Raw genomic sequence first — 19166 nt, 5'->3', positions numbered from 1 at the left:
ATAGCCTGAATTGATAGGATGCGGGCCTTTCTCGCACCCTGGGATATCTCATGTTACATGCACTCTTCTTGTTGGGCCTGGTGGCCGAAGGGATGACTGGCGCGCTGGCAGCGGGTCGGCGACGGATGGATCTGTTTGGCGTGGTGATCATCGCCTCGGCGACGGCCATAGGCGGCGGCACCATACGGGACGTGCTGCTTGGCCACTATCCGCTGCTCTGGATCGAGCATCCGGAATATGTGTTGCTGGTGGCCGGCGCTGCCATGGCGGCTGTCATCTCGGCGCCGCTGATGCGCTACCTCGGCAAGCTGTTCATGGCGCTTGATGCGCTGGGACTGGTGGTCTTTTCCATCTTCGGAGCGGCCCGTGCGCTTGAGATGGGCCATGGGGCCGGTATCGCCTGCATCATGGCGGTGGTGACGGGTGCCTTTGGTGGCGTGCTGCGGGATCTGCTCTGCCAGCGTATTCCCCTGGTGTTTCGCCGCGAGCTCTACGCCGCCATCTCGCTGGTGACGGCCGCCCTCTACTGCCTGGCGCTGGATCAGGGCCTGCCCAACGACTGGGCCGCCTTTGGTGCCATCGGCATCGGCTTCGTGCTGCGACTGCTGGCGGTACGTTTCAAGTGGGGGCTGCCCACCTTCCATTACCAGTACGCGACGCACTGAGCGCGCCAGGTTCTGGCGAGGCGGTACGGATCGCCGACAACAAAAAAGCGCCTGACAGGCGCTTTTTTGTATTGATAACCGGGCGCTTGCCTCAGTTGATCCCTTCCGAGCTGAAGAAGGTCGCCTTGTCGGCGATGAAACGGATCTTGATGTTCTTGCCCTCGTTGCCCCAAATGCAACTGGTGGTGCCGAGCGCATCGTCGCAGCGCTCAGCCTTGCCGAGTATGCTGCTCGCCTGGGTGTAGCTGATCCCCATCTCCAACTTGTCGTAGTTCTCGCGATTGAGCTTGCTGCAACCGGTCAACAGCAGGGCGATCAGGCCCCCAAGCAAAATATGTTTCATCTGGTTCTCCTCTGGATGGTGTCCAGAGCCTACCAGCTCGACCACCCTGTTTGCCAGCCGTCATCCGTGCGGCCACCACCCTAGTTGAGGCCGCCCACGACTACCAGCTGCGCACAGGCCCGGTATCGAGGTGCACGAAGTTGTCATGGGGATAGTAGCCGACCCCGCCCACTTTGAGATTGAGCGCCGCCTTGCGCAGGTGCGCCAGCTGCACGCCCGGGATCCGCACATCCACCGCCTGCCCCAGGGTGTGATAGCTGTGCTTGGCCACACCGCGGCTCCTGCTGCGCTTCTGGCTGTTGGTCACGGGGGAGCGATAACCCGAGATGAGCTGGATCTCGCCGTGACGACCCAGCTTGTGCTGCAACAGATAGAGCTGATCGAACAGCTTCTTGTCTATGTTGAACACTTCGTTGCGACGGTAGTCGCGGAAAATATGGTTGAGCTCGGCCAGCCCGTCTTTCAGGTACCGGCCATCCTCCCAATAGCTGGCGCTCACCCGCTCGCCGGTATTGAGATTGAAGAAACTGAGTTCACGTCCCGCCGTACTGCGACTCGCCATGGCCGGGGATGACAGCATGGCTCCTCCCAGCAGGCAGCCGGCCCCCAGCAGCAGGCGACGTCGGCTTATCTCTTGTTCAAGCATCCGTTGTCCGTCCATCGCAGATTGAAGTGAAACAGGTGAATGAATTTGATACAGGGGCTCGAAACTACCTGCAGGGTCCCTTCATGTCAAACCGCAGGGGCTCAATAGAAAAGCCCGGCACGGGCCGGGCTTTTCACTCTGTGGCGAGGATCACAGCAAGCGACTTTGGAAGCTGACTCGATCAAATCCATAGATGTCGTTGCGCAGTTGCTGGCGACCCTCTTCGTCGATCCAGCTGCTCCAGTAGACGGTAAACACCGGGATCGGAGTGGTCAGCGGCAGCCACTTGGTCTGGGTCTCTTTCAATATGCTGGCCACCTTGTCCGGCTGGTAGCGGGAGTCCGCCAGCAGCAGCTCGGCCAGATCGTCCGCATGCTCCACCCGGATGCAACCCGAGCTGAAGGCGCGCGCCCCCTGCTCGAACAGCGCCTTGCGCGGCGTGGAGTGCAGGTAGATGGCCTCGTTGTTGGGCAGGTAGAACTTGTAGCGGCCCAGCGCATTGTGATCCCCCGGCTTCTGCCGCAGGCGATAGGGGAAACCTGTCGCCAGCGCCTGCTGCCACGCCTCCTCGGTAAACTGCACCGGATTGCCTTCGCCGTCGATCACCTCAAACTGTTCGCGATTGAGATAGGCGGGATCCCGGCTCAGCTTGGGCAGAATATCCTTGCTCAGGATGGAACGTGGCACATGCCAGGCCGGGTTGAGAACGATCGAGCGGATCTCGCTGGCCAGGATGGGGGTCGCCCGCTGCTCCTTGCCGACGATGACCCGGCTGGTGAACACCTCATTGCCGGACTCCACCACGCTCAGTCGATAGTCGGGAATATTGACCAGCACGTAGCGGGCACCGGAGAGCTGATCCACCAGATCGCGACGCCACAGGTTGCGCAGCAGCAGGCTGGCACGGACCTCGGGCCCGGTATTGAGCCAGCTGCGGGTCTGCCGACCAATGATGCCGTCGGCGGTCAGACCGTGGCGGCGCTGGAACTGCTTGATGGCCTGCTGGGTGTCGGCATCATAGGTGGCGTCGTCATGACGGGGAGCCACATCGCCCAACTCGTTGAGTATGGTGCGGATCTGCCCCAATTCGGCTGAAGTTTCCCCCGCCCGCAGGGTCGGCATGGTGAGGGTCGGCCAGCGTTTGGCCATTGGCATGGCAAGCAGCTTGCGCACTTCCTCGCGCACCCCGTCGTACTCGGCAACCTGGGGTCTGAGCTGCTTGACCTGTTCCAGCAGGTTGTCACCAGCGGGCTCGTGGGCCAGCGGCTTGTTCAGATTGAGTTTGAGGGTCTGCATCTGCTCGCGGGAGACCAGATCCATGGCACGCCAGGCTTGCTGGAAACGGGCCAGCTTGCCAAACACCTCGTCATAAATGGCGCCGCGCTGATCAACGGGCTTGGCCTGCAGCTTCTTCCAGAGGCTGAAGAAATCCGGGTGCAGCTGGGCTAGTACAGCCTCCTGCAACTGCTGTTCCAACTCGTGGCGAGCCTGTTCCGCCGTGCTGTTTTGGTACCAATCGTGCTGCACCGCAGCATTGGTCACCACCACCTGACCCTCGCTGGCCTGCACCATGGCCGCAGGCCAACAGCCCAGCCAGATCAGGTTTGCCAATGCCAGCCAATACTTCTTCCCCATGCTTACCTCAAGATCGGTTCACTTCAGCCTGTCAGACCCGGCGGTCAAGGCGCTCATGATGCGTGAATGCCAACGACTTTACTAGCTGGCGGGCGCATAGCGCCGCCAGATAATGTCATACTCATTTGTTGCTTTAAATTCAGCCAACTCCCGATTGAACGCCTTGACAAACGCGGGCGACAGCCGCTTCTTGCTGAACATGAAGAAGGTCGGTGCCTCATATACGGGCATGGTGTGAGGCACGATCAGATCGGCAAGCCCCTCTTCTTTCAGACCCCAGGGGGTCGCCAGAATATCCCCGAGGAAGCCGTCGATCCTGCCGAGCACCAGCTTGCCATAGTTTTGCCGATCGTTGACCACGCTGACCTGGGCCGCATAACGGCGCATCAGTTCGGCGGTTTCGGCACCATAGTAGTAGTCCTTGGTGACCCCCAGGGTGTGGCCATTGGCCAGCCAGGTCGCAAGATCGGATTCGGAATAGGAGGATGACTTGCGGATCCAGAGCACGCTGCGCCCCGGGTTGTAGGCATCGGAGAACCAGGCGTAGCGGCCACGCTCGTCGTTGAAATAGGCCTCCATGGCCATATCGAGCGAACCCTGCTCCAGGCCATGCAACACCCGCTTCCAGGGCAGCTCGACATAGGTCGCCTGGCAGTCCAGACGCTTGAGCATGGCATTGAGCGCCTCGACCGCAAAACCCTGCAGCACCCTGGGCGCGGTCGCCGTCGCACTGGCGTAATAGTGATAGGGTGGCCAGTTGTCGTAACCGACCCGCAATGGAGAGGGGCACAGGCTGTTTGCCGACACCAGCGGGGTCAGCAACCAGAGCATCCAACAGAAGAGTCTCGGCTTCATGGGTCATCCTTGACTTGGCGATACGTCATCATAAATCGGCCTTGGTAAAATGGCGACAGATCCTGCCACAGCGATCGCGACTGCCAGCACAGTGTCTGAACGGGCCCGCCGCGGCAGCAGGGACTCAGCCCGGAAATGAGCCCAGCCCCTGCGCGGCATAAGGCAGGATCAGGCGATAAAAAGGGCAAAGCAGGAACATTTGGAGCACTGACTGGAAAGGGGTTAATATGTGACCAAATATATTTTTGTGATCCACTATGCTTTTTTTGCAATTGGATTAGCATATGCGCGAAATCAGCCTACCAATCGTGAGGCGTAGAGAGTGATATGACGTACAAAAAGTTCGGTTTTCTGACGGCCATCATGGCCCTGAGTGGTTTCTACCTTTACACCCTCTATCTGGCTGCTCATCCCAACGTGAGCCTGGCCTACAAACTCTATTATCTGGAAGGCAAGACCCGCTTCTGGGAGCACAACTCCAGCATGACCTATCAGCCCGGTAACGAGCTCAATCTGACCAAGCCGAGCCGCTTCCTCTCCAGCGAAGGCTGGGCCAAGAAGCCGAGCGCGGACGGCACCGAACTCAGTGGCCAGGGTGGCCTCTACTTCGTGCTGCCAAGGCAACAGGCACAACCCGAACAGCTGACCATCCAGGCCCGGGTCAACAGCCCGCAAGCCGGCGCGCTGCTCAAGGTAGCCCTGGGTCATGACTTCACCACCACCATCAAGCTGGCCAAAGCCGGTATCAACGAGATCCGGCTCAATCTGCCGGGCGAGTCGCTGACATCGGATCCCAAGCGTCCCAACTTCCTGGCACTGTCCGCACCGACACCTCTCAATGTCCAGTCAGTACGGCTGACAGTCGCCCAGTAAGACGTATTATCCAATACGCTGTTTTATAAAATAATTTTCCAAATAAGGAAGTTTTCATGTCGCATGCCGATTTTCGACTCTCTCTGATCGTTCCCGTATACAACGAGGAAGAGAGCATAGATGCCTTCATCAACGCGATAGATAACGAACTGGCGCCCCTCAAGGATCGGCTGGAGATAGTGTTCGTCAACGATGGCAGCCGTGACCGCACCCGTGAGGTGATCGAGCAGGCCATTACCCGCGATCCCCGGGTGACCCTGGTCAACCTGGCACGCAACTTCGGCAAGGAAGCGGCCATGACCGCCGGCCTGCATCATGCCAAGGGCGATGCCATAGTCCCGATGGACGTGGATCTGCAGGATCCCCCTGCCCTGATCCTGGAATTCGTCAAGCTTTGGCAGACTGGTGACTATGACACCGTCTACGGCATCCGGGTGGATCGCAGCGCCGATACCCCGATGAAGCGGGTCACCGCCGGTGGCTTCTACCGTTTCTTCAACGCCCTCTCCACCAGCACCAAGCTGCCGGAGAATGCCGGTGACTTCCGCCTGATCGACCGCCGCGTGGTCGAGGCGATCAAGCAACTGCCGGAGCGCAACCGCTTCATGAAGGGGCTGTTTGCCTGGGCCGGTTTCCGTGCCGTCGGCGTGCCTTACGAGCGCCCCGCCCGTCATGCCGGTGAAACCAAGTTCAACTACTGGAAGCTGTGGAACTTCGCCCTCGATGGCCTGATGAGCTTCTCCAGCTGGCCGCTGCGGGTATGGAGCTACGTCGGGGTCGGCGTCTCCTTCATCGCCTTCCTCTACATCCTCAAGATAGTGACCCAGGTGGTCTTCTTCGGCATAGACGTGCCGGGCTACGCCTCCCTGATGTCGGTGGTGCTCTTCCTCGGCGGTATTCAACTGCTGTCGCTCGGCATCATAGGCGAGTACATAGGCCGCATGTTTGTGGAAGTGAAACAGCGCCCCGTCTACCTCATCGAAGGTGTGTACGGCCAGTATGCCAAGCAGGATGAAGCGCAACAGCAGGACGGCGCGGCAACCGGCAGCAAGAAGAGCGCCGGCAAGAAGGCGGTCACAGTGAAAGCTGCTGACGACCAGCAGAAGGAGCAAGCGCCTCAATGATCTCCCGCGAGGAATTCTGGCGCCTGTTTCGGTTCGGTCTGGTCGGCGGGGGGGCAACCCTCGTCGACCTTGGCACCTCTATCGCGCTGTTCCACACCTGGCCCGCCATCTCTGAGCACTGGGTCACCACCATCGCCTTCATGATTGCCTTCTGGTTCTCATTCTTTGGCCATCGCTACATCACCTTCCAGAAACAGGGCGCCATCGGCAAATTCTTGCTGGTCGCACTCTTCTCGCTGGCGGTGAGAAACCTGATATTGAGCGGTCTGCTGTTTGCGGGTCTTTCCGGTCTGCTGCCTGTGGTGATCGCCACCCTGACAGTCACCGTGCTCACCTACCTCCTCTCCAGGATCTGGGTATTTGCCTGATGAATGACATGACAACTATGACCCCTGACAACGTGGGCCCCTACCGCCCGTCACTGCGGATCAGCGGCCGTGACTGGCTGATGATCATCGCCGCCTTCATGCTGAGCCGAGTGGCGCTGTATGGTATGGGCTATTTTGGCGTTCAGCTTTATGGCGCCACCGACATAGGCCCTCTGCAGGCCTACTGCCAGTTCGACTGCGTCTGGTTCCAGCGCATCATAGAGAACGGCTACGATCTCTACCCGCGCTGGCTCAGCAAGGGCAACGCGGCCAACTGGGCCTTCATGCCGCTCTACCCCATGCTGTCGGGTGCGCTCTCCAACCTGCTCAAGGTCGAGAGTCTGATCGGCCTGATGCTGGTGGCCAACATCGCCTTCTTTGCCAGCCTGTCGCTGATGCTGCTGGTACTGCGTCAGCTCAAGCTGGGTGACGAGACAGCCCGCTTCGGCGTCTGGCTGCTCGCCTTCTCCCCCTTCTCCGCCTATTTCGTCTCCGGTTATACCGAGTCGATGTTCATGGCGCTGATGCTGGGGATGTTCCTGTTCGCCTATCGGGAACAGTGGCTGATGGTGGCCCTGCTAGGCGTCTTCATCTCGGGCACCCGCAACCTGGGGGTCATGATGGTGTTCCCCGTGCTGATCCTGGCCCTGCAGGCCTACGGCTGGCGCGAGTTCTTCCGCTTCACCGAGCGGGCCTTCAAGGTGGTATTCACTCTCTGGATGATCCCGCTCGGCCTGTTTGCCTACATGGTCTACCTCTATCACCTCACTGGCGATGCGCTGGCCTTCAAGCATATCCAGGTGGCCTGGGGCCGTTACATGGACAGCCCCCTCGACTGGTGGCTGAGCGGCTTCGAGCTGGGTGGTCGCAAGTCCTACCTCTCCATCATGGTGATGTTCGGCTGGGCCCTGAACCTCTACCTGTTCAGCCAAAAGCGCTGGGCCGAGGCGACCCTGATGTTCATCTGCTGCACCATACCGCTGATGACTGGCCTCAACGCCATGCCGCGCTACATGTTCGGCCTCTATCCGACCATGCTGGCCATTGTCCTGCTGACTCATCGCTGGCCTGCCATTCGCCCGGCCCTGCTCTGCGTCAGCGGCATGGTGGCCTCCTTCATCGCGGTGGCCTTCGTCAACTTCAAGTTCTTCACCGTCTGAGGTAACAACTTGCACCAAAAAGCCGGTCGACTGACCGGCTTTTTTTATGGCCGGCGTTCCGGTGTCACACTTTCCCATTTCTGAAAACGTAACCATTTGAACTGAGGTCACAAATCGGCGCTTTGCCTGTCCATGCCCGCCACCATGCCCCCTAGAATGAGCCCCATTGACGGAATCTGGTCCGCTTACCCCTGCTCAAGGAATGGCTTATGTGTCGCTCTCCTCGCTTCTCCCCCCTCTGGCTCGCCCTGCTGGCCGGCCCCCTGTGTTCAGGCCTGGTGCTGGCCTCCCCCGAGGTGCATCTCTATGTGGATGGCAAACCTGTGGCCGAGGCGCTGACGCTGGACAAGGGCACCGTCAGCCTGACCCACAAGCTGGACAAGGGCAGCCACCAGATCCGCATCAGTGACCCGGGCAGCAGCTGCGGCACCAGCTTCGGCCCGAGCGAGAGCAAGCCGCTCCCCTTCGGCACCGCCCAACCCATGGACAAATGCGCCAAGGGGACAAGTTTCACCCTGCGGGTGATGCTGGCCGGGGATTATCAGTTCACCTTCAACCCGGCTACCCCCAGCCTCAAGGTGCTGCGAGCCACCAAGAAGAGCGAGTTCAAGCGCCAGCCCCCCGAGGAGCCCTGCATCAGCTGGGATGGCGGCCCTGTCACCGTATCGCTGCAGGGAGTCTGGCCCGACGGCACCCGGCTGCGGGATGCCTATTCCAGACAGGAAGCCCTGGTCAAGGGAGGCAAGCTGACCCTGACCCCGACCAGGGAGAGCGGTGGTCTGCTGCTGCTCGAACCGGTCAAGGTAGCCAAGCAAGAACCTTTCAGCTGGGATCAGGCCAGCGTCTATTTCTTGCTGACCGATCGCTTCCACAACGGCGATCCCGCCAACGACCACAGTTTCGGTCGCCAGAAGGATGGTCAGGACGAGGTTGCAACCTGGCATGGCGGCGATTTCAAAGGGCTGACCGAGAAGCTCGACTACATCAAGAGCCTCGGCATGAACGCCATCTGGATCACTCCCATGGTGGAGCAGGTACACGGCTTCATCGGCGGCGGCGAACAGGGCAACTTCCCCTTCTATGCCTACCACGGTTACTGGGCATTGGACTTCACCAAGATTGATCCCAACTACGGCGATGAAGAGAGCCTGAAAACCCTGGTGGACGAGGCCCACAAGCGCGGCATGCGGATCATTCTGGACGTGGTGATGAACCACGCCGGATACGCCACCCTGGCCGACCTGCAGGATCTGGGGCTCGAGAGCCTGACCCAGAACAGCGGCAAGCTACCGATCCGCTGGAACGAGTGGCGCCCGAGCGGCGGCCTCAACTGGCATGGCTACAACCAGTTTATCGACTACCAATCACCAGACTGGAACAAGTGGTGGAGCGGTGATTGGGTACGGGCCGGCCTGCCCGGTTACCCGCAACCCGGCACCGACGACGTGACCGGCACTGTGGCGGGGCTGCCGGACTTCCTGACCGAGTCCACCAAGCCGGTGGGCTTGCCGCCGCTGCTGGCGGCGAAGAAAGACACCAGGGCCAAGGCGCTGCCCAACGCTACGGTGAGCGACTACCTCATCGCCTGGCACACCGACTGGGTGCGCCGCTTTGGCATCGACGGCTTTCGGGCCGATACCGTCAAGCACTTGGAACCAGAGGTGTGGGCCAGGCTCAAGCAGGCGGGCACGGCGGCGCTCAAGGAGTGGAAGGCCGCCAACCCGGACAAGGCGCTCGATGATCTGCCCTTCTACATGGTGGGCGAGGTGTGGGATCACGGGGTCGCCAAGGACTTCTGGTACCAGAACGGCTTCGATTCGCTGATCAACTTCGACTACCAGCGCGAGTTTGCCCTGCCTCAGGCCCAGTGCATGGCGGGCAGCGATCCCACCTATGCCAGCTACGCCAGCCGCATCAACCAGGATCCCGAGTTCAACGTGCTGAGCTACATCAGCTCCCACGACACCAAGCTGTTCTTCGGCGACTATCAGGACGTACCGCTGCAGCGGAGGGTGGCCAACAGCTTCATGCTGCTGCCGGGCGGCATCCAGCTCTACTACGGGGACGAGTCGGGCCGGGGTCTGGCCAAGGATGGGGGCGTGTTCGATCAGAGCGTGCGATCTGACATGAACTGGCAGGAGCTGGCGAGCGGCGACAAGGCCGAGCTGGTCAAGCACTGGCAGCGACTCGGCCAGTTCCGCGCCGCTCACCCGGCGGTGGCGGCAGGCAGCCACAAGAAGCTGTCCGATGCGCCCTACAGCTTTGTGCGGGAAAAGGGGAACGACAAGGTGGTGGTGGTGTTTGCCGGTCGGCAGAAATAACGTCTGGGCTACATTAGCCACAAGAGAGAGGGGAGCCACTGGCTCCCCTCTCTTCATGTCAGTCATCGTCGAACATTCAGCAGGGCCGCCTACGCCGGCTGGCGCGCCGCCACCGGCCACTGCAGGCGTACCTTGACCAGCAGCGCCTGCCACAGGGGCCAGGCCAGCAAGGCCTGTTGATAGATGCCGGCCTGACCGGGCAGCTGGATGCCGTAGCTGGCCAGCCGATAGGCCATCACCCCATAGAAGGCGTCTATGATGCCCGCCTCGCCGAAGTAGAAGGGCCCCCTCGCCTGGGACCAGATTGTCTGCAAGCGAGCCAGCTCGCCGATGGCTTCTACCGGCGGCTCGCTGCGGGTCGGCGCCCCCTGGAAGAAGGGCAGCTGACTGCGGATCTGGCCAAAGCCCGAGTGCAGTTCGGCGCACAGGCTGCGGGCCAGCGCCCGTTCTGCGCGGGAAGCGGGATAGAGCTGGCGGTCTGGACAGAGCTCGTGCAGGTATTCGGCGATGGCCAGCGAGTCGTGTATCCGCACGCCATCGTGATCCAGCCAGGGCACCAGGCCGGTGGGCCCCACGCGCTTGAGCCGCGCCAACGCCTTGGCATCTTCCAGATCAAACACCTGCTCCTGCCACTCCAGCCCGCTCATGGCGAGCACCAGAGCGGCACGCATTGCCCAGGTGGAGCCAGTGCCCACCGTCAATACCAAGGATCCCATCTCTTGCCTCCTGCATGGGTTGCTCATGACCATCCCATCGGCCCCAATGGCACGACATCCGACGGTCGCTTCACATTTGCACGCCTGCGGGTTTGACCCCCTCGGGGAGCGATGCTAGTTTGATTTTCCAAAACAATCAGTTAGCAACAATGTGAGCAATGGATAGCCAATTTACCATCGTCATCGCAGATGACCACCCCCTGTTTCGGGGCGCCCTCTATCAAGCGGTGCACATGGCCATCAACGACGCCCAGCTGCTGGAGGCGGACTCCATCGACAGTCTGACCAGCCTGCTGGGGGAACACCCTGAGGTGGACCTGTTGCTGCTCGATCTCAAGATGCCGGGCGCCAACGGTTTCTCCGGCCTCGCCCACCTGCGCGGCCAGCACCCGGATCTGCCCATAGTCGTGGTCTCCGCCTCGGAGGATCCCGCCATCATCCAGCAGGTGCTGCGGCTCGGGGCACTGGGCTTCATCCCCAAATCTGTGCCCATGAAGGAGCTGGTCAACGCCCTCAATACGGTGATCGGGGGGGATAACTGGGTGCCGGCCGGCATCTCGCTGCATCCAGAGTCCGAAGATGGCCCCGATTTCGCCAGCAAGCTCGCCAGCCTCACGCCCCAGCAGTACAAGGTGCTGGTGATGCTGCGCGATGGCAGTCTCAACAAGCAGATCGCCTGGGAGCTCAATGTCTCCGAGGCCACCATCAAGGCCCATATCACCGCCATCTTTCGCAAGCTCGGCGTCAAGAACCGTACCCAGGCGGTGATCGCGTTGCAGCAGATGGATATCAAGGACGACTGACCCCCTTGCCACCATCAAGGTCCATATCACCCCCGCCTTTCGCAAGCTCGGGGTCAAGAACCGTACCCAGGCGGTGATCGCGTTGCAGCAGATGGATATCAAGGACGACTGACCCCTTGCCACCATCAAGGTCCATATCACCCCCGGCTTCCGCAAACTCGGGGTCAAGAATCGTACCCAGGCGGTGATCGCCCTGCAGCAGATGGATATCAAGGACGACTGACCCCTTGCCATGACGGAAGGCGACAACCTCTGACCGGCTTCCCTCTCATCGCGGTATCTCGCTCGACAAATAGCACGGTCGTACTTTATGCTGCAGGGCCAACGAGGAGAGTGCGATGAGCAAGGGCCGGCTGACCCGCGACAACATTTTGCAGACTGCGTTTGAGCAGGCGAGCCAGCAGGGACTGGAGAGCCTGACCATAGGCTCCCTTGCCTGCGCCTGCGAGATGTCCAAGAGCGGCCTCTTTGCTCACTTCCAATCCCGCGACAACCTGCAGATCGCCGTGCTGGAGTACGCCGCCGAGGTGTTCCGGGAACGGGTGATCCAGCCGGTGCGCCAGCAGCAGCACGGCAACCAGCAGGAGAAGCTGATCGCCCTGCTGCAGGCCTGGCAGGCCTGGCTGGCCTGGAACCAGAGCTTCGCCGGTCGCTGCATGTTCCTCGATGCCTGGACCTCGGCCCAGGAGGGCGAGGTCCAGCAGGCGGCCCGCCAGCTGGTGCGCTTCTGGCTAGACTACCTGGCCCGCCAGGTGGTACAGGGTCAGGCGCAGGGGGAGTGGCGCGGCGACATGGATCCCTGGCGCGCCGTCTACCGGCTGTACGGCCTCTATCTGGGGGATCAGGTGTTCAACGCGCTGGACTTGTGTCAGGATCCGGCCCGCCACTTCTGGCCCGAAGTGGAGGCTCTGCTGACCAGCTGGCGCTGATTTTCAACTGCCTTTTTAAAAAGCCACAAAAAAGCACGACCGCTCGAACACAAAACAGACAGGAGCATCATGAGCAGCAAGATCTACTTCAACAACCGCCGCTTCAGCCCGAGCAAATGGCTGCTGGGACTCGGCACCCGGTTGCACCACAGACTCGCCCCCGCTCACGCCAGACGCACCGCCAGCAAGCTGCTGCTCACCCCCCAGCGCAATCAGCGGGACGAGGCGGCGCCTGGGGGCCTGGTGAAGCAAGCCGTGCACACCAGCGAAGGGCTATTGATGAGCTACCGGCTCGGCCAGGGACCGGTCTGGCTGCTGATGCACGGCTGGTCCGGCAGCGCCAGCCAGTTCTATCCGTTGATGAGTCACATCGCCGCCCAGGGCTTTACCGCCATCGCCTATGATCATCCGGCTCACGGCCACAGCGCCGGCCATACCGGCCACCTGCCCCGCTTCGTGCGCGCCTTCGACGAGCTGGTAGCCAAGCTGAGCGACGAGTCTGGCCCCATCCAGGGGCTCATAGCCCACAGCATGGGGGGCGCCGTCACCCTCTCCAGCCGGGTGCCAAACCTGGACAAGCTGCCGCTGCTGCTCATCTCGCCCGTGCTCGACTATGTGCCCCAGCTCTACGGCATGGTGGCGCGCTCCGGCTACTCCATCCGGCTGTTCGATGCCGTGGTGAAAGAGATTGAGCAGGAGTACCAGCATCCCCTCAGCACTGTCGATCCGCTGGGGTGCCTCGCCAGCCGCGCGGGGGCCGCCATCATAGTGCACGACGAGGAGGACAAGTTTGCCCCCCACGACGACTCCCTGCGAGCAAGCCGGGACGGCCGCACCCGGCTGGTCACGACCCGGGGACTGGGCCACGGTCGCATCCTCGCCAGCGCCCCCGTGTTTGCCGCCTTCGATCGGCTGAACACGCCGCATACGGTCGGATGACAGGGGTCGAAACCAGCCTGCAAAAAAATGGTGAGCAACCCTGTTTTTATATTCGATACAGCGCCTTATAGTTAAATTGCTCGGTGGCAACACCCCCAGTGGCAAGCATAAGGCGCAGTATCATGGCCAGACCCAACACAGCTCTTCTGTTAACCGGTGGCGGTGCTCGCGCCGCCTATCAGGTCGGTGCCCTCAAGGCCATTGCCGAGTTCTATCCCCGCAATCTCGGCATTCCCTTTCCCATACTGTGCGGTACCTCGGCTGGCGCCATCAATGTCACCGCACTGGCCTGCTATGCCTCCTGTTTTCATCTGGGGGTACGCAAGCTTGAATGGGTCTGGCGCCGCTTCGAGACCCATCACATCTTCGACTTTCATCCCGGCAGATTGCTGTGGCGGCTGATGTACGAGGGCTCGGCAGGCCTCATCAACCCCCACACCAACCACGCCTTTCACCTGTTCGACAACGCGCCACTGCGCCGCCTGCTGGATCAGCTCATCGACTACCACCGCATCGATGACAACATCCTATACGGCAGCCTGGAGGCGCTCGCCATCACGGCGTCCGATTACGATGACGGCCTCTCCACCACCTTCTTTCAGGGACGGGCCGAACACCTGCCATGGGAGCGGGCCAGACGGCGCGGGGTGCGCACCCTGCTCACGTCAGATCACCTGCTGGCCTCCTCGGCGCTGCCGTTTGTCTTTCCCGCAACCCATATAGGCGACAAATTCTACGGCGATGGATCCATCCACCAGCTCAGCCCGCTCAGCCCCGCCATCCACCTGGGGGCAGAGCGGATCCTGCTGATCACTCTGGATCCGCCGGCCCACTCGGCGCCAACCTTTCATCACGGTCACCTGACCAGCGCCAACATCGCCAGCCACCTGCTTGATACCGTTTTCACCGACACCCTCAACTCGGATCTTGAGCGACTGTGGCGCATCAACCAGACCCTGGATCTCATTCCAGAGCGGGAGCGTAGCCGTTTGAAATTAAAGCGGGTGGAGACCTGCGTGCTGAAGCCGAGCGAGGATCTCGACATCATAGCGCTGAACTATTTGCGCAAGATGCCGTTGCAACTGCGCCGCCTGCTGCGAGTGCTGGGGGTCACGGGGGATGAGACCAGCAGCCTGGCCAGTTTCCTGATGTTCTACCCCGGTTATTGCCAGCAACTGATCAAGCTGGGCTACCGGGACACCCTCAACGAGCGCCAGCGGGTCGAACAGTTTCTGGGCATCGAGCTGATGGCGCGGGAAGAGGCATGAACCGCAGCCGACCGGAGGGCCGCCGGGCTAGCGCCCCTCCAGCAGCCGCTGCTCGGCCTGCTCCATCGCCACCGCGTTGCCAAACAGCACCAGCCTATCTCCCGCCGCCAGCGTCAGCTCGGGTCTGGGCTCCAGGCTCTGCTCGCCGCGCTGCACCTCCTTGATCCGCACCGTATCCAGTGCCAGCGCCTGCACTGTGCGCCCCACAGCCCAGGCCTGATCGTGCAACAACACGGGATGCAGTCGCTCAAGCAACTGATCCGTCTCCAGATTCCCGGCGCTCTGATCTCCCCAGTAGAAGCCGTGCAGGAAGCGATACTGGCTGCTGCGCTCGTGCTCCATGCGCCGGATCACCCGGCCTATGGGGACGTTGCAGTTGAGCAGCAGGTGGGAGACCAGCATCAGGGCCCCCTCCTGGGATTCAGGGATCACCTCATAAGCCCCAGCCTGCTTGAAGGCCTCCAGAAAGCTGTCATCCCGGGTGCGCACCAGCACCCTGACCTCCGCCGCCAGCTCCTTGATCAGCGTCAACATGGCCTCGACCCGCTTGCGATCGTCGAAGGTGATGATCACCAACCGGGCCCGCAGCAGGCCGGCGGCCAGCAGGATATCGCGCCGGCTCGCATCGCCAAACGCCACCTGCTCCCCCGCCGACTTGGCCTCGCTCACCCGTTCGGGATCGAGATCCAGCGCGAGGAAGGGGATGTCTTCCAGCTTGAGGAAGCGGGCGCAGGTCTGCCCGGCCCGGCCGAAACCGGCGATGATGACGTGTTGATGCTTGCTGAGGCCGGACTGCGCCACCTCGGAGCGGGAGAGCAGGGCCGAGTCGGTGAGCGAGCGGGCCAGGCCGTGGGCCCGCTGCACCAGCCAGGGGGTCATGGCGATGGAGGTCACCCCTATGCCGATGAGCAGGGAGATCAGCTGATGGTCGAGCAGGCCGTGGTGATTGGCCAGCGCCAGCAGCACGAAGCCAAACTCGCCGACCTGGCTCAGCATGATCCCCGTCGCCATGGCATCGCGCTTGCGCTCCCCCATCAGGCGGCCGGCCAGCAGCACCAGCAGGGATTTGATCAATATGAGGCCGAGCACGCTGAGGATCACCTGCCACCAGGCCCGTGCCACCAGCTGCCAGTCCATGGTCATGCCGATGGTGATGAAGAAGAGCCCCATCAACACGTCCCGAAACGGCCGTATGTCGACCTCCAGCTGGTGGCGATAGTGGGACTCGCCCAGCATCATGCCTGCCAGAAAGGCCCCCAGCGCCATGGATAACCCCATCCACTGGGTCAGCGAGGCGGCCACCAGCGCCACCAGCAGGGCGCTCAGCACGAAAAGCTCGTCGGAGCGGGCCCGTGCCACCTCGTGAAACAGCAGCGGCAGCAACCACTTGCCCACCGCCAACAGGCTGGACAGGGCAAACAGCCCCTTGAGAGTGGCCCAGGCGATCTCCGCCAGCAGGGCGCTGCCCTGCACCTCTGGCCTCGCCAGTATGGGGATCATCACCAAGAGCGGTACCACCGCCAGATCCTGAAACAGCAGCACGCTCACCCCGAGCTGGGCCCGGCGGGTGTGCAGCTGTTTTTGCTCCCCCAGCTGCTTGATCACCACGGCGGTGGAGGAGAGCGCCAGGGTGCCCGAAACCACCAGCGCCTGCGACAGGCTCAGCCCCCACCACCACGCGAGCCAGAAGAACAGCGAGGAGGTGAACAGTACCTGCAAACCGCCCACCCCCAGCACCAGCATTCGCATGGCGATCAGCCGCGGCAGCGAGAACTCCAACCCGAGCGAGAACATCAGAAAGACGATGCCGAGTTCAGCTATGGTCTGCATGATCGCCTGCCCCGTGATCACGGCGGCGCCATAGGGGCCGAGCAGAACCCCGGCGAGCAGGTAGGCAAGGATCACCGGCTGGCCGAGGCGCCGGAAAATCGCCACCAGCAAGACGGCGGCAAACAGCAGGATCAAGACGTCTGTATACAATTTTTCCTCCCTTTTTATCCACTTAAGCCTAGCCAGCCGCCCTTGTTCACATCGAACATATTTTGGGCACAAGGATTGCAAGGAAGTGACAGGAAGTAGGATGTATGGGGGCTGTACCGTGGAAAACACATCGTCATTGAATGGTTTGGGACATGGCATAGAGCAGTGGGTTCGCCAGATGGAGCGACTCTCACCGCTGGCCAGTCAGGATCGCAACCAGTTGCTCGAGCTCTTGCTGGTACAGACGGATCTCGACAGCCTGCTGGCAACCTTTGCCGATCGTGCGGCAAGAATTGTCCGAATACACAGCCTCTACTTCGATCACGCTCAACCGCTTCGGCTGATCCAGCAGCCGCCCCAGGCCAGCCTGACGCTGCATAGCTACCCGTTCGAACTGCGCGGCCAGCATGGCCAGCTGTTTGGCCAGCTGCACTACACCCTGGAACATACCCTGAGCGGCAGCCAGCAGCGGATCCTGCAGCAGTACCATCAGCTGCTCTGCCTGCCCCTGCCCCTCTATCTGCGGCTGGCACAACTGGAGCAGCAGGTGCGGCTCGACCACCTGACCGGGCTCGGCAACCGATCCTACTTCGATGAGGCCATCGGCCGCGCGGTGGAGCAGCACAGCCGTGAGTCTCACGGTCTGGTACTGGTACTGCTGGACCTCGATCGCTTCAAGCTGATTAACGACACCTGGGGTCACCCGGTCGGCGATCTGGTACTGAGCCGCTTCGCCCAGTTGCTCAAGCATTGCATCCGCAGCACGGATCAGGCGTTTCGCCTCGGCGGCGATGAATTTGCGCTGCTGCTGCAACCCGCCGAGCCGGAGGCCTGGCGTCCCGTCTGGCTGCGGCTGCAACACATGCTGATGACCAACAAGGAGCTCAGCACCTTCTCGGTTGGCTGCAGCCTGGGGGCGGCCAGCTGGCAGTCCGGAATGGCGGTCCACAGCCTGTACGAGGCGGCGGACGCTCACCTCTACGCCCGCAAAAAAGCGGGCAAAGCCGGCCTGCTGGATTGAACCGGTCAGGGGACGAGAGCAGAAAAGCCGGCAATGCCGGCTTTTCTATCTTGATGGCGGGCCCGGATTCACTCCGGGATATAGCTGTCGGCCGCGGGTAGCCAGTCCCACTCCATACCGGCGGCTCGCGTCATGAATCCGTCACAGATAAAGAGTCCGGCCACGGCAGCCACCTGTTCGCCGTAATAGAGGATGGGGATGCGCCCCCGCTGCCAGGAGGGCACCCCATACTCTTGCAGCAACTTCTTGAAACGCCGACTGCCGCTGCGCCCCACGGGTTTGAGCATGATCCCGGGCGTCACCTGAAAACGCACCGACATTGGCTCCCGCGCGGTGGGCAACCTCAACCCCTCACCGCCCTGCCGCAGCTGTAGCTGCACCAGTCCCAGCCCGTCCGGCAAAGCGACCGACTCGCCAACCGCCACCGCCAGCTGCTCATGACAGGGCGCCAGCCCAGGCTTGACCAGATGGAGCCGGCCCTGAAAGCGGCGACAATCCAGACTCTTCAAGCTGAACTGCGGATTGGCGTCCTCTCGCGCCAGCGCCACCTCCTGCCACAGCAGAGCCAGCTGATCCCGGGAGGGCATCTCGCCCCCCAGCCGGCGGATCCAGTAGCGCAGCAGGTTGTTGCGCCGGGTCACCGAGAGCCCGTGCAACGGCTCGATATTCAGGGCACTTCCCTCACCGGCCAACCGCCAGTCCGTCTCGGCCAGCTCGGTCAGCAGCGTCTCCTGCTCGGCGCACAGCGCCATGCTGCGAGCGGCGGTGCGGGCCATGGCGGGCCAACGCGCCTTGAGCTGGGGGATAAGCGTCTGGCGCAGGAAATTGCGGTCATAGCTCACATCCTGATTGCTCTCATCCTCCACCCAACCGTAAGGAAGCGATTGTGCCACCTCTGCCAACTCGGCCCGGCTGACCTCAAGCAAGGGGCGCAGCAGCAGGCCGGCCGCAAACGTCTGACTCGGCAGTATGCCCGCCAGGCCGCGCACGCCGGCACCACGCTTGAGGGCCAGCAGCAGTGTCTCCAGCTGATCGTCCTGATGATGGGCGGTGAGCAGCCACTCCCCGGCCCCCAGGCTGGCGGCCAGCCGCTGATAGCGGGCCTCCCGGGCCTGGGCCTCCAGGCTCTCGCCATTGCCACGTACCAGCTGCACCCGCTCTACCATGAGCGGCACCGCCAGTTGCTGACACACGGCTTCACAATGGGCCACCCAGGCATCGGCGTGAGGGCTCAGGCCGTGATGCACGTGCAGGGCGCGCAGCACCAGCCCCTGCTCGCGGGCAAACTGCGCCGCCAGCACCAGCAACACGGTGGAATCGAGCCCGCCACTGAAGGCAACCAACAGGCCCCGGGAACCTTCCGGCGCTGGCAGGGTCTGAAAAAAACGAGAATAAATACGAGAAATCATAGGCTTCCCCAAAACGACCAGGCCGATCTTAGCAGAGTCGGGCTTATCAAGCTGCAACCCGACTGTTAGAGTGAAGAACTGCCCTGTTTGGGCCAGGAAGCTGAATAACCC

General features: G+C 62.0%; 19 protein-coding genes and 1 pseudogene. 13 read left to right on the top strand and 7 right to left on the bottom strand.

Annotated features, from left to right (window positions below; genetic code table 11):
- The first annotated feature begins 50 nt into the window (after positions 1-50).
- Positions 51-665 (top strand): trimeric intracellular cation channel family protein, encoded by a 615-nt coding sequence (locus BN1128_RS07065; protein WP_042038201.1) that lies wholly within the window; start codon positions 51-53, stop codon positions 663-665.
- Positions 666-756: 91 nt separating this feature from the next.
- On the opposite strand, the gene BN1128_RS07060 is transcribed toward BN1128_RS07065, so the two are convergent.
- The 4 genes from BN1128_RS07060 to BN1128_RS07045 all read right to left on the bottom strand — a co-directional run bounded on the left by BN1128_RS07060 (position 757) and on the right by BN1128_RS07045 (position 4144).
- Positions 757-1008 carry a hypothetical protein gene (locus tag BN1128_RS07060; RefSeq protein WP_042867233.1) on the bottom strand — a complete coding sequence of 84 codons (252 nt, stop codon included), beginning with the start codon at positions 1006-1008 and terminating at the stop codon, positions 757-759.
- Between the two features lie 100 nt (positions 1009-1108).
- A complete protein-coding gene (gene mepK, locus BN1128_RS07055) occupies positions 1109-1654 on the bottom strand; it encodes a peptidoglycan L,D-endopeptidase MepK (RefSeq protein WP_042867232.1) in 546 nt (181 codons plus the stop codon).
- 150 nt (positions 1655-1804) lie between these two features.
- Positions 1805-3289 (bottom strand): L,D-transpeptidase family protein, encoded by a 1485-nt coding sequence (locus BN1128_RS07050; RefSeq protein WP_042867231.1) that lies wholly within the window; start codon positions 3287-3289, stop codon positions 1805-1807.
- A gap of 81 nt (positions 3290-3370) precedes the next feature.
- The gene (locus BN1128_RS07045) at positions 3371-4144 is read right to left on the bottom strand and encodes a substrate-binding periplasmic protein (RefSeq protein WP_042867230.1); all 774 of its coding nucleotides are present in this window, start codon (positions 4142-4144) and stop codon (positions 3371-3373) included.
- Between the two features lie 327 nt (positions 4145-4471).
- Between BN1128_RS07045 and BN1128_RS07040 the strand changes: the two genes are divergently transcribed.
- The 5 genes from BN1128_RS07040 (at position 4472) to BN1128_RS07020 (ending at position 9990) form a co-directional block, all read left to right on the top strand.
- Complete coding sequence (locus tag BN1128_RS07040) at positions 4472-5017, top strand: hypothetical protein (protein WP_042038194.1); 546 nt, start codon at positions 4472-4474, stop codon at positions 5015-5017.
- Between the two features lie 56 nt (positions 5018-5073).
- Positions 5074-6141, top strand: coding sequence for a glycosyltransferase family 2 protein (locus BN1128_RS07035; RefSeq protein WP_042867229.1), 1068 nt, complete (start codon positions 5074-5076; stop codon positions 6139-6141).
- A complete protein-coding gene (locus BN1128_RS07030) occupies positions 6138-6509 on the top strand; it encodes a GtrA family protein (RefSeq protein ID WP_042867228.1) in 372 nt (123 codons plus the stop codon). Before BN1128_RS07035 ends, BN1128_RS07030 begins: the two co-directional genes overlap by 4 nt.
- Positions 6509-7669 carry a membrane protein gene (locus tag BN1128_RS07025; protein WP_042867227.1) on the top strand — a complete coding sequence of 387 codons (1161 nt, stop codon included), beginning with the start codon at positions 6509-6511 and terminating at the stop codon, positions 7667-7669. Before BN1128_RS07030 ends, BN1128_RS07025 begins: the two co-directional genes overlap by 1 nt.
- A 209-nt stretch (positions 7670-7878) precedes the next feature.
- Entirely contained in the window at positions 7879-9990 is a 2112-nt protein-coding gene (locus BN1128_RS07020; RefSeq protein WP_042867226.1) for an alpha-amylase, read from the top strand.
- 89 nt (positions 9991-10079) lie between these two features.
- On the opposite strand, the gene BN1128_RS07015 is transcribed toward BN1128_RS07020, so the two are convergent.
- A complete protein-coding gene (locus BN1128_RS07015; protein WP_042867225.1) occupies positions 10080-10706 on the bottom strand; it encodes a glutathione S-transferase in 627 nt (208 codons plus the stop codon).
- A 158-nt stretch (positions 10707-10864) separates the two neighbouring features.
- Here BN1128_RS07015 and BN1128_RS07010 point away from each other — a divergent pair, with 158 nt between their 5' ends.
- The 6 genes and pseudogenes from BN1128_RS07010 to BN1128_RS06995 all read left to right on the top strand — a co-directional run bounded on the left by BN1128_RS07010 (position 10865) and on the right by BN1128_RS06995 (position 14645).
- Positions 10865-11509 (top strand): response regulator transcription factor, encoded by a 645-nt coding sequence (locus BN1128_RS07010; protein WP_042867224.1) that lies wholly within the window; start codon positions 10865-10867, stop codon positions 11507-11509.
- Positions 11510-11516: 7 nt separating this feature from the next.
- Positions 11517-11621 (top strand): annotated as a pseudogene (locus BN1128_RS24530) (LuxR C-terminal-related transcriptional regulator); the annotation flags it as partial.
- Between the two features lie 12 nt (positions 11622-11633).
- Positions 11634-11732, top strand: coding sequence for a hypothetical protein (locus BN1128_RS25275; protein ID WP_420864926.1), 99 nt, complete (start codon positions 11634-11636; stop codon positions 11730-11732).
- A gap of 115 nt (positions 11733-11847) precedes the next feature.
- On the top strand, positions 11848-12438 hold the full coding sequence (locus BN1128_RS07005) for a TetR/AcrR family transcriptional regulator (protein ID WP_042867223.1): 591 nt from the start codon (positions 11848-11850) through the stop codon (positions 12436-12438).
- 69 nt (positions 12439-12507) lie between these two features.
- Positions 12508-13377, top strand: coding sequence for an alpha/beta hydrolase (locus tag BN1128_RS07000; RefSeq protein WP_042867222.1), 870 nt, complete (start codon positions 12508-12510; stop codon positions 13375-13377).
- Between the two features lie 122 nt (positions 13378-13499).
- On the top strand, positions 13500-14645 hold the full coding sequence (locus BN1128_RS06995; RefSeq protein WP_042867221.1) for a patatin-like phospholipase family protein: 1146 nt from the start codon (positions 13500-13502) through the stop codon (positions 14643-14645).
- 27 nt (positions 14646-14672) lie between these two features.
- Here the strand turns inward: BN1128_RS06995 and BN1128_RS06990 are convergent, their stop codons facing one another.
- Positions 14673-16625 (bottom strand): cation:proton antiporter domain-containing protein, encoded by a 1953-nt coding sequence (locus tag BN1128_RS06990; RefSeq protein WP_042867220.1) that lies wholly within the window; start codon positions 16623-16625, stop codon positions 14673-14675.
- A gap of 100 nt (positions 16626-16725) precedes the next feature.
- On the opposite strand from BN1128_RS06990, the gene BN1128_RS06985 reads away from it, so the two are divergent.
- Positions 16726-17646, top strand: a complete 921-nt coding sequence (locus BN1128_RS06985) for a GGDEF domain-containing protein (RefSeq protein ID WP_042867219.1) — start codon at positions 16726-16728, stop codon at positions 17644-17646.
- A 68-nt stretch (positions 17647-17714) separates the two neighbouring features.
- Here BN1128_RS06985 and tilS read toward each other — a convergent pair whose 3' ends face one another.
- Positions 17715-19055, bottom strand: a complete 1341-nt coding sequence (tilS, locus tag BN1128_RS06980; RefSeq protein WP_042867218.1) for a tRNA lysidine(34) synthetase TilS — start codon at positions 19053-19055, stop codon at positions 17715-17717.
- Positions 19056-19166 lie beyond the last annotated feature (111 nt).

Origin of the sequence: Aeromonas piscicola (genome assembly GCF_000820005.1) — a bacterium.
In the GTDB taxonomy this organism is placed as follows: domain Bacteria; phylum Pseudomonadota; class Gammaproteobacteria; order Enterobacterales; family Aeromonadaceae; genus Aeromonas; species Aeromonas piscicola.
Note: the sequence above shows the minus strand (reverse complement) of the source record. Positions and strands in the feature narration are given on the sequence as shown.

Bases quoted from the DNA above. Each gene is read 5' to 3' on its own strand.
- BN1128_RS07015 (WP_042867225.1), bottom strand. From the start codon at position 10,706: ATGGGATCCTTGGTATTGACGGTGGGCACTGGCTCCACCTGGGCAATG.
- BN1128_RS07005 (WP_042867223.1), top strand. From the start codon at position 11,848: ATGAGCAAGGGCCGGCTGACCCGCGACAACATTTTGCAGACTGCGTTT.
- BN1128_RS06985 (WP_042867219.1), top strand. From the start codon at position 16,726: ATGTATGGGGGCTGTACCGTGGAAAACACATCGTCATTGAATGGTTTG.
- BN1128_RS07065 (WP_042038201.1), top strand. From the start codon at position 51: ATGTTACATGCACTCTTCTTGTTGGGCCTGGTGGCCGAAGGGATGACT.
- BN1128_RS07000 (WP_042867222.1), top strand. From the start codon at position 12,508: ATGAGCAGCAAGATCTACTTCAACAACCGCCGCTTCAGCCCGAGCAAA.
- BN1128_RS07045 (WP_042867230.1), bottom strand. From the start codon at position 4,144: ATGAAGCCGAGACTCTTCTGTTGGATGCTCTGGTTGCTGACCCCGCTG.
- BN1128_RS07010 (WP_042867224.1), top strand. From the start codon at position 10,865: ATGGATAGCCAATTTACCATCGTCATCGCAGATGACCACCCCCTGTTT.
- BN1128_RS06995 (WP_042867221.1), top strand. From the start codon at position 13,500: ATGGCCAGACCCAACACAGCTCTTCTGTTAACCGGTGGCGGTGCTCGC.
- mepK (WP_042867232.1), bottom strand. From the start codon at position 1,654: ATGCTTGAACAAGAGATAAGCCGACGTCGCCTGCTGCTGGGGGCCGGC.
- BN1128_RS07030 (WP_042867228.1), top strand. From the start codon at position 6,138: ATGATCTCCCGCGAGGAATTCTGGCGCCTGTTTCGGTTCGGTCTGGTC.
- BN1128_RS07050 (WP_042867231.1), bottom strand. From the start codon at position 3,289: ATGGGGAAGAAGTATTGGCTGGCATTGGCAAACCTGATCTGGCTGGGC.
- BN1128_RS07060 (WP_042867233.1), bottom strand. From the start codon at position 1,008: ATGAAACATATTTTGCTTGGGGGCCTGATCGCCCTGCTGTTGACCGGT.
- BN1128_RS07025 (WP_042867227.1), top strand. From the start codon at position 6,509: ATGAATGACATGACAACTATGACCCCTGACAACGTGGGCCCCTACCGC.
- BN1128_RS07035 (WP_042867229.1), top strand. From the start codon at position 5,074: ATGTCGCATGCCGATTTTCGACTCTCTCTGATCGTTCCCGTATACAAC.
- tilS (WP_042867218.1), bottom strand. From the start codon at position 19,055: ATGATTTCTCGTATTTATTCTCGTTTTTTTCAGACCCTGCCAGCGCCG.
- BN1128_RS07040 (WP_042038194.1), top strand. From the start codon at position 4,472: ATGACGTACAAAAAGTTCGGTTTTCTGACGGCCATCATGGCCCTGAGT.
- BN1128_RS07020 (WP_042867226.1), top strand. From the start codon at position 7,879: ATGTGTCGCTCTCCTCGCTTCTCCCCCCTCTGGCTCGCCCTGCTGGCC.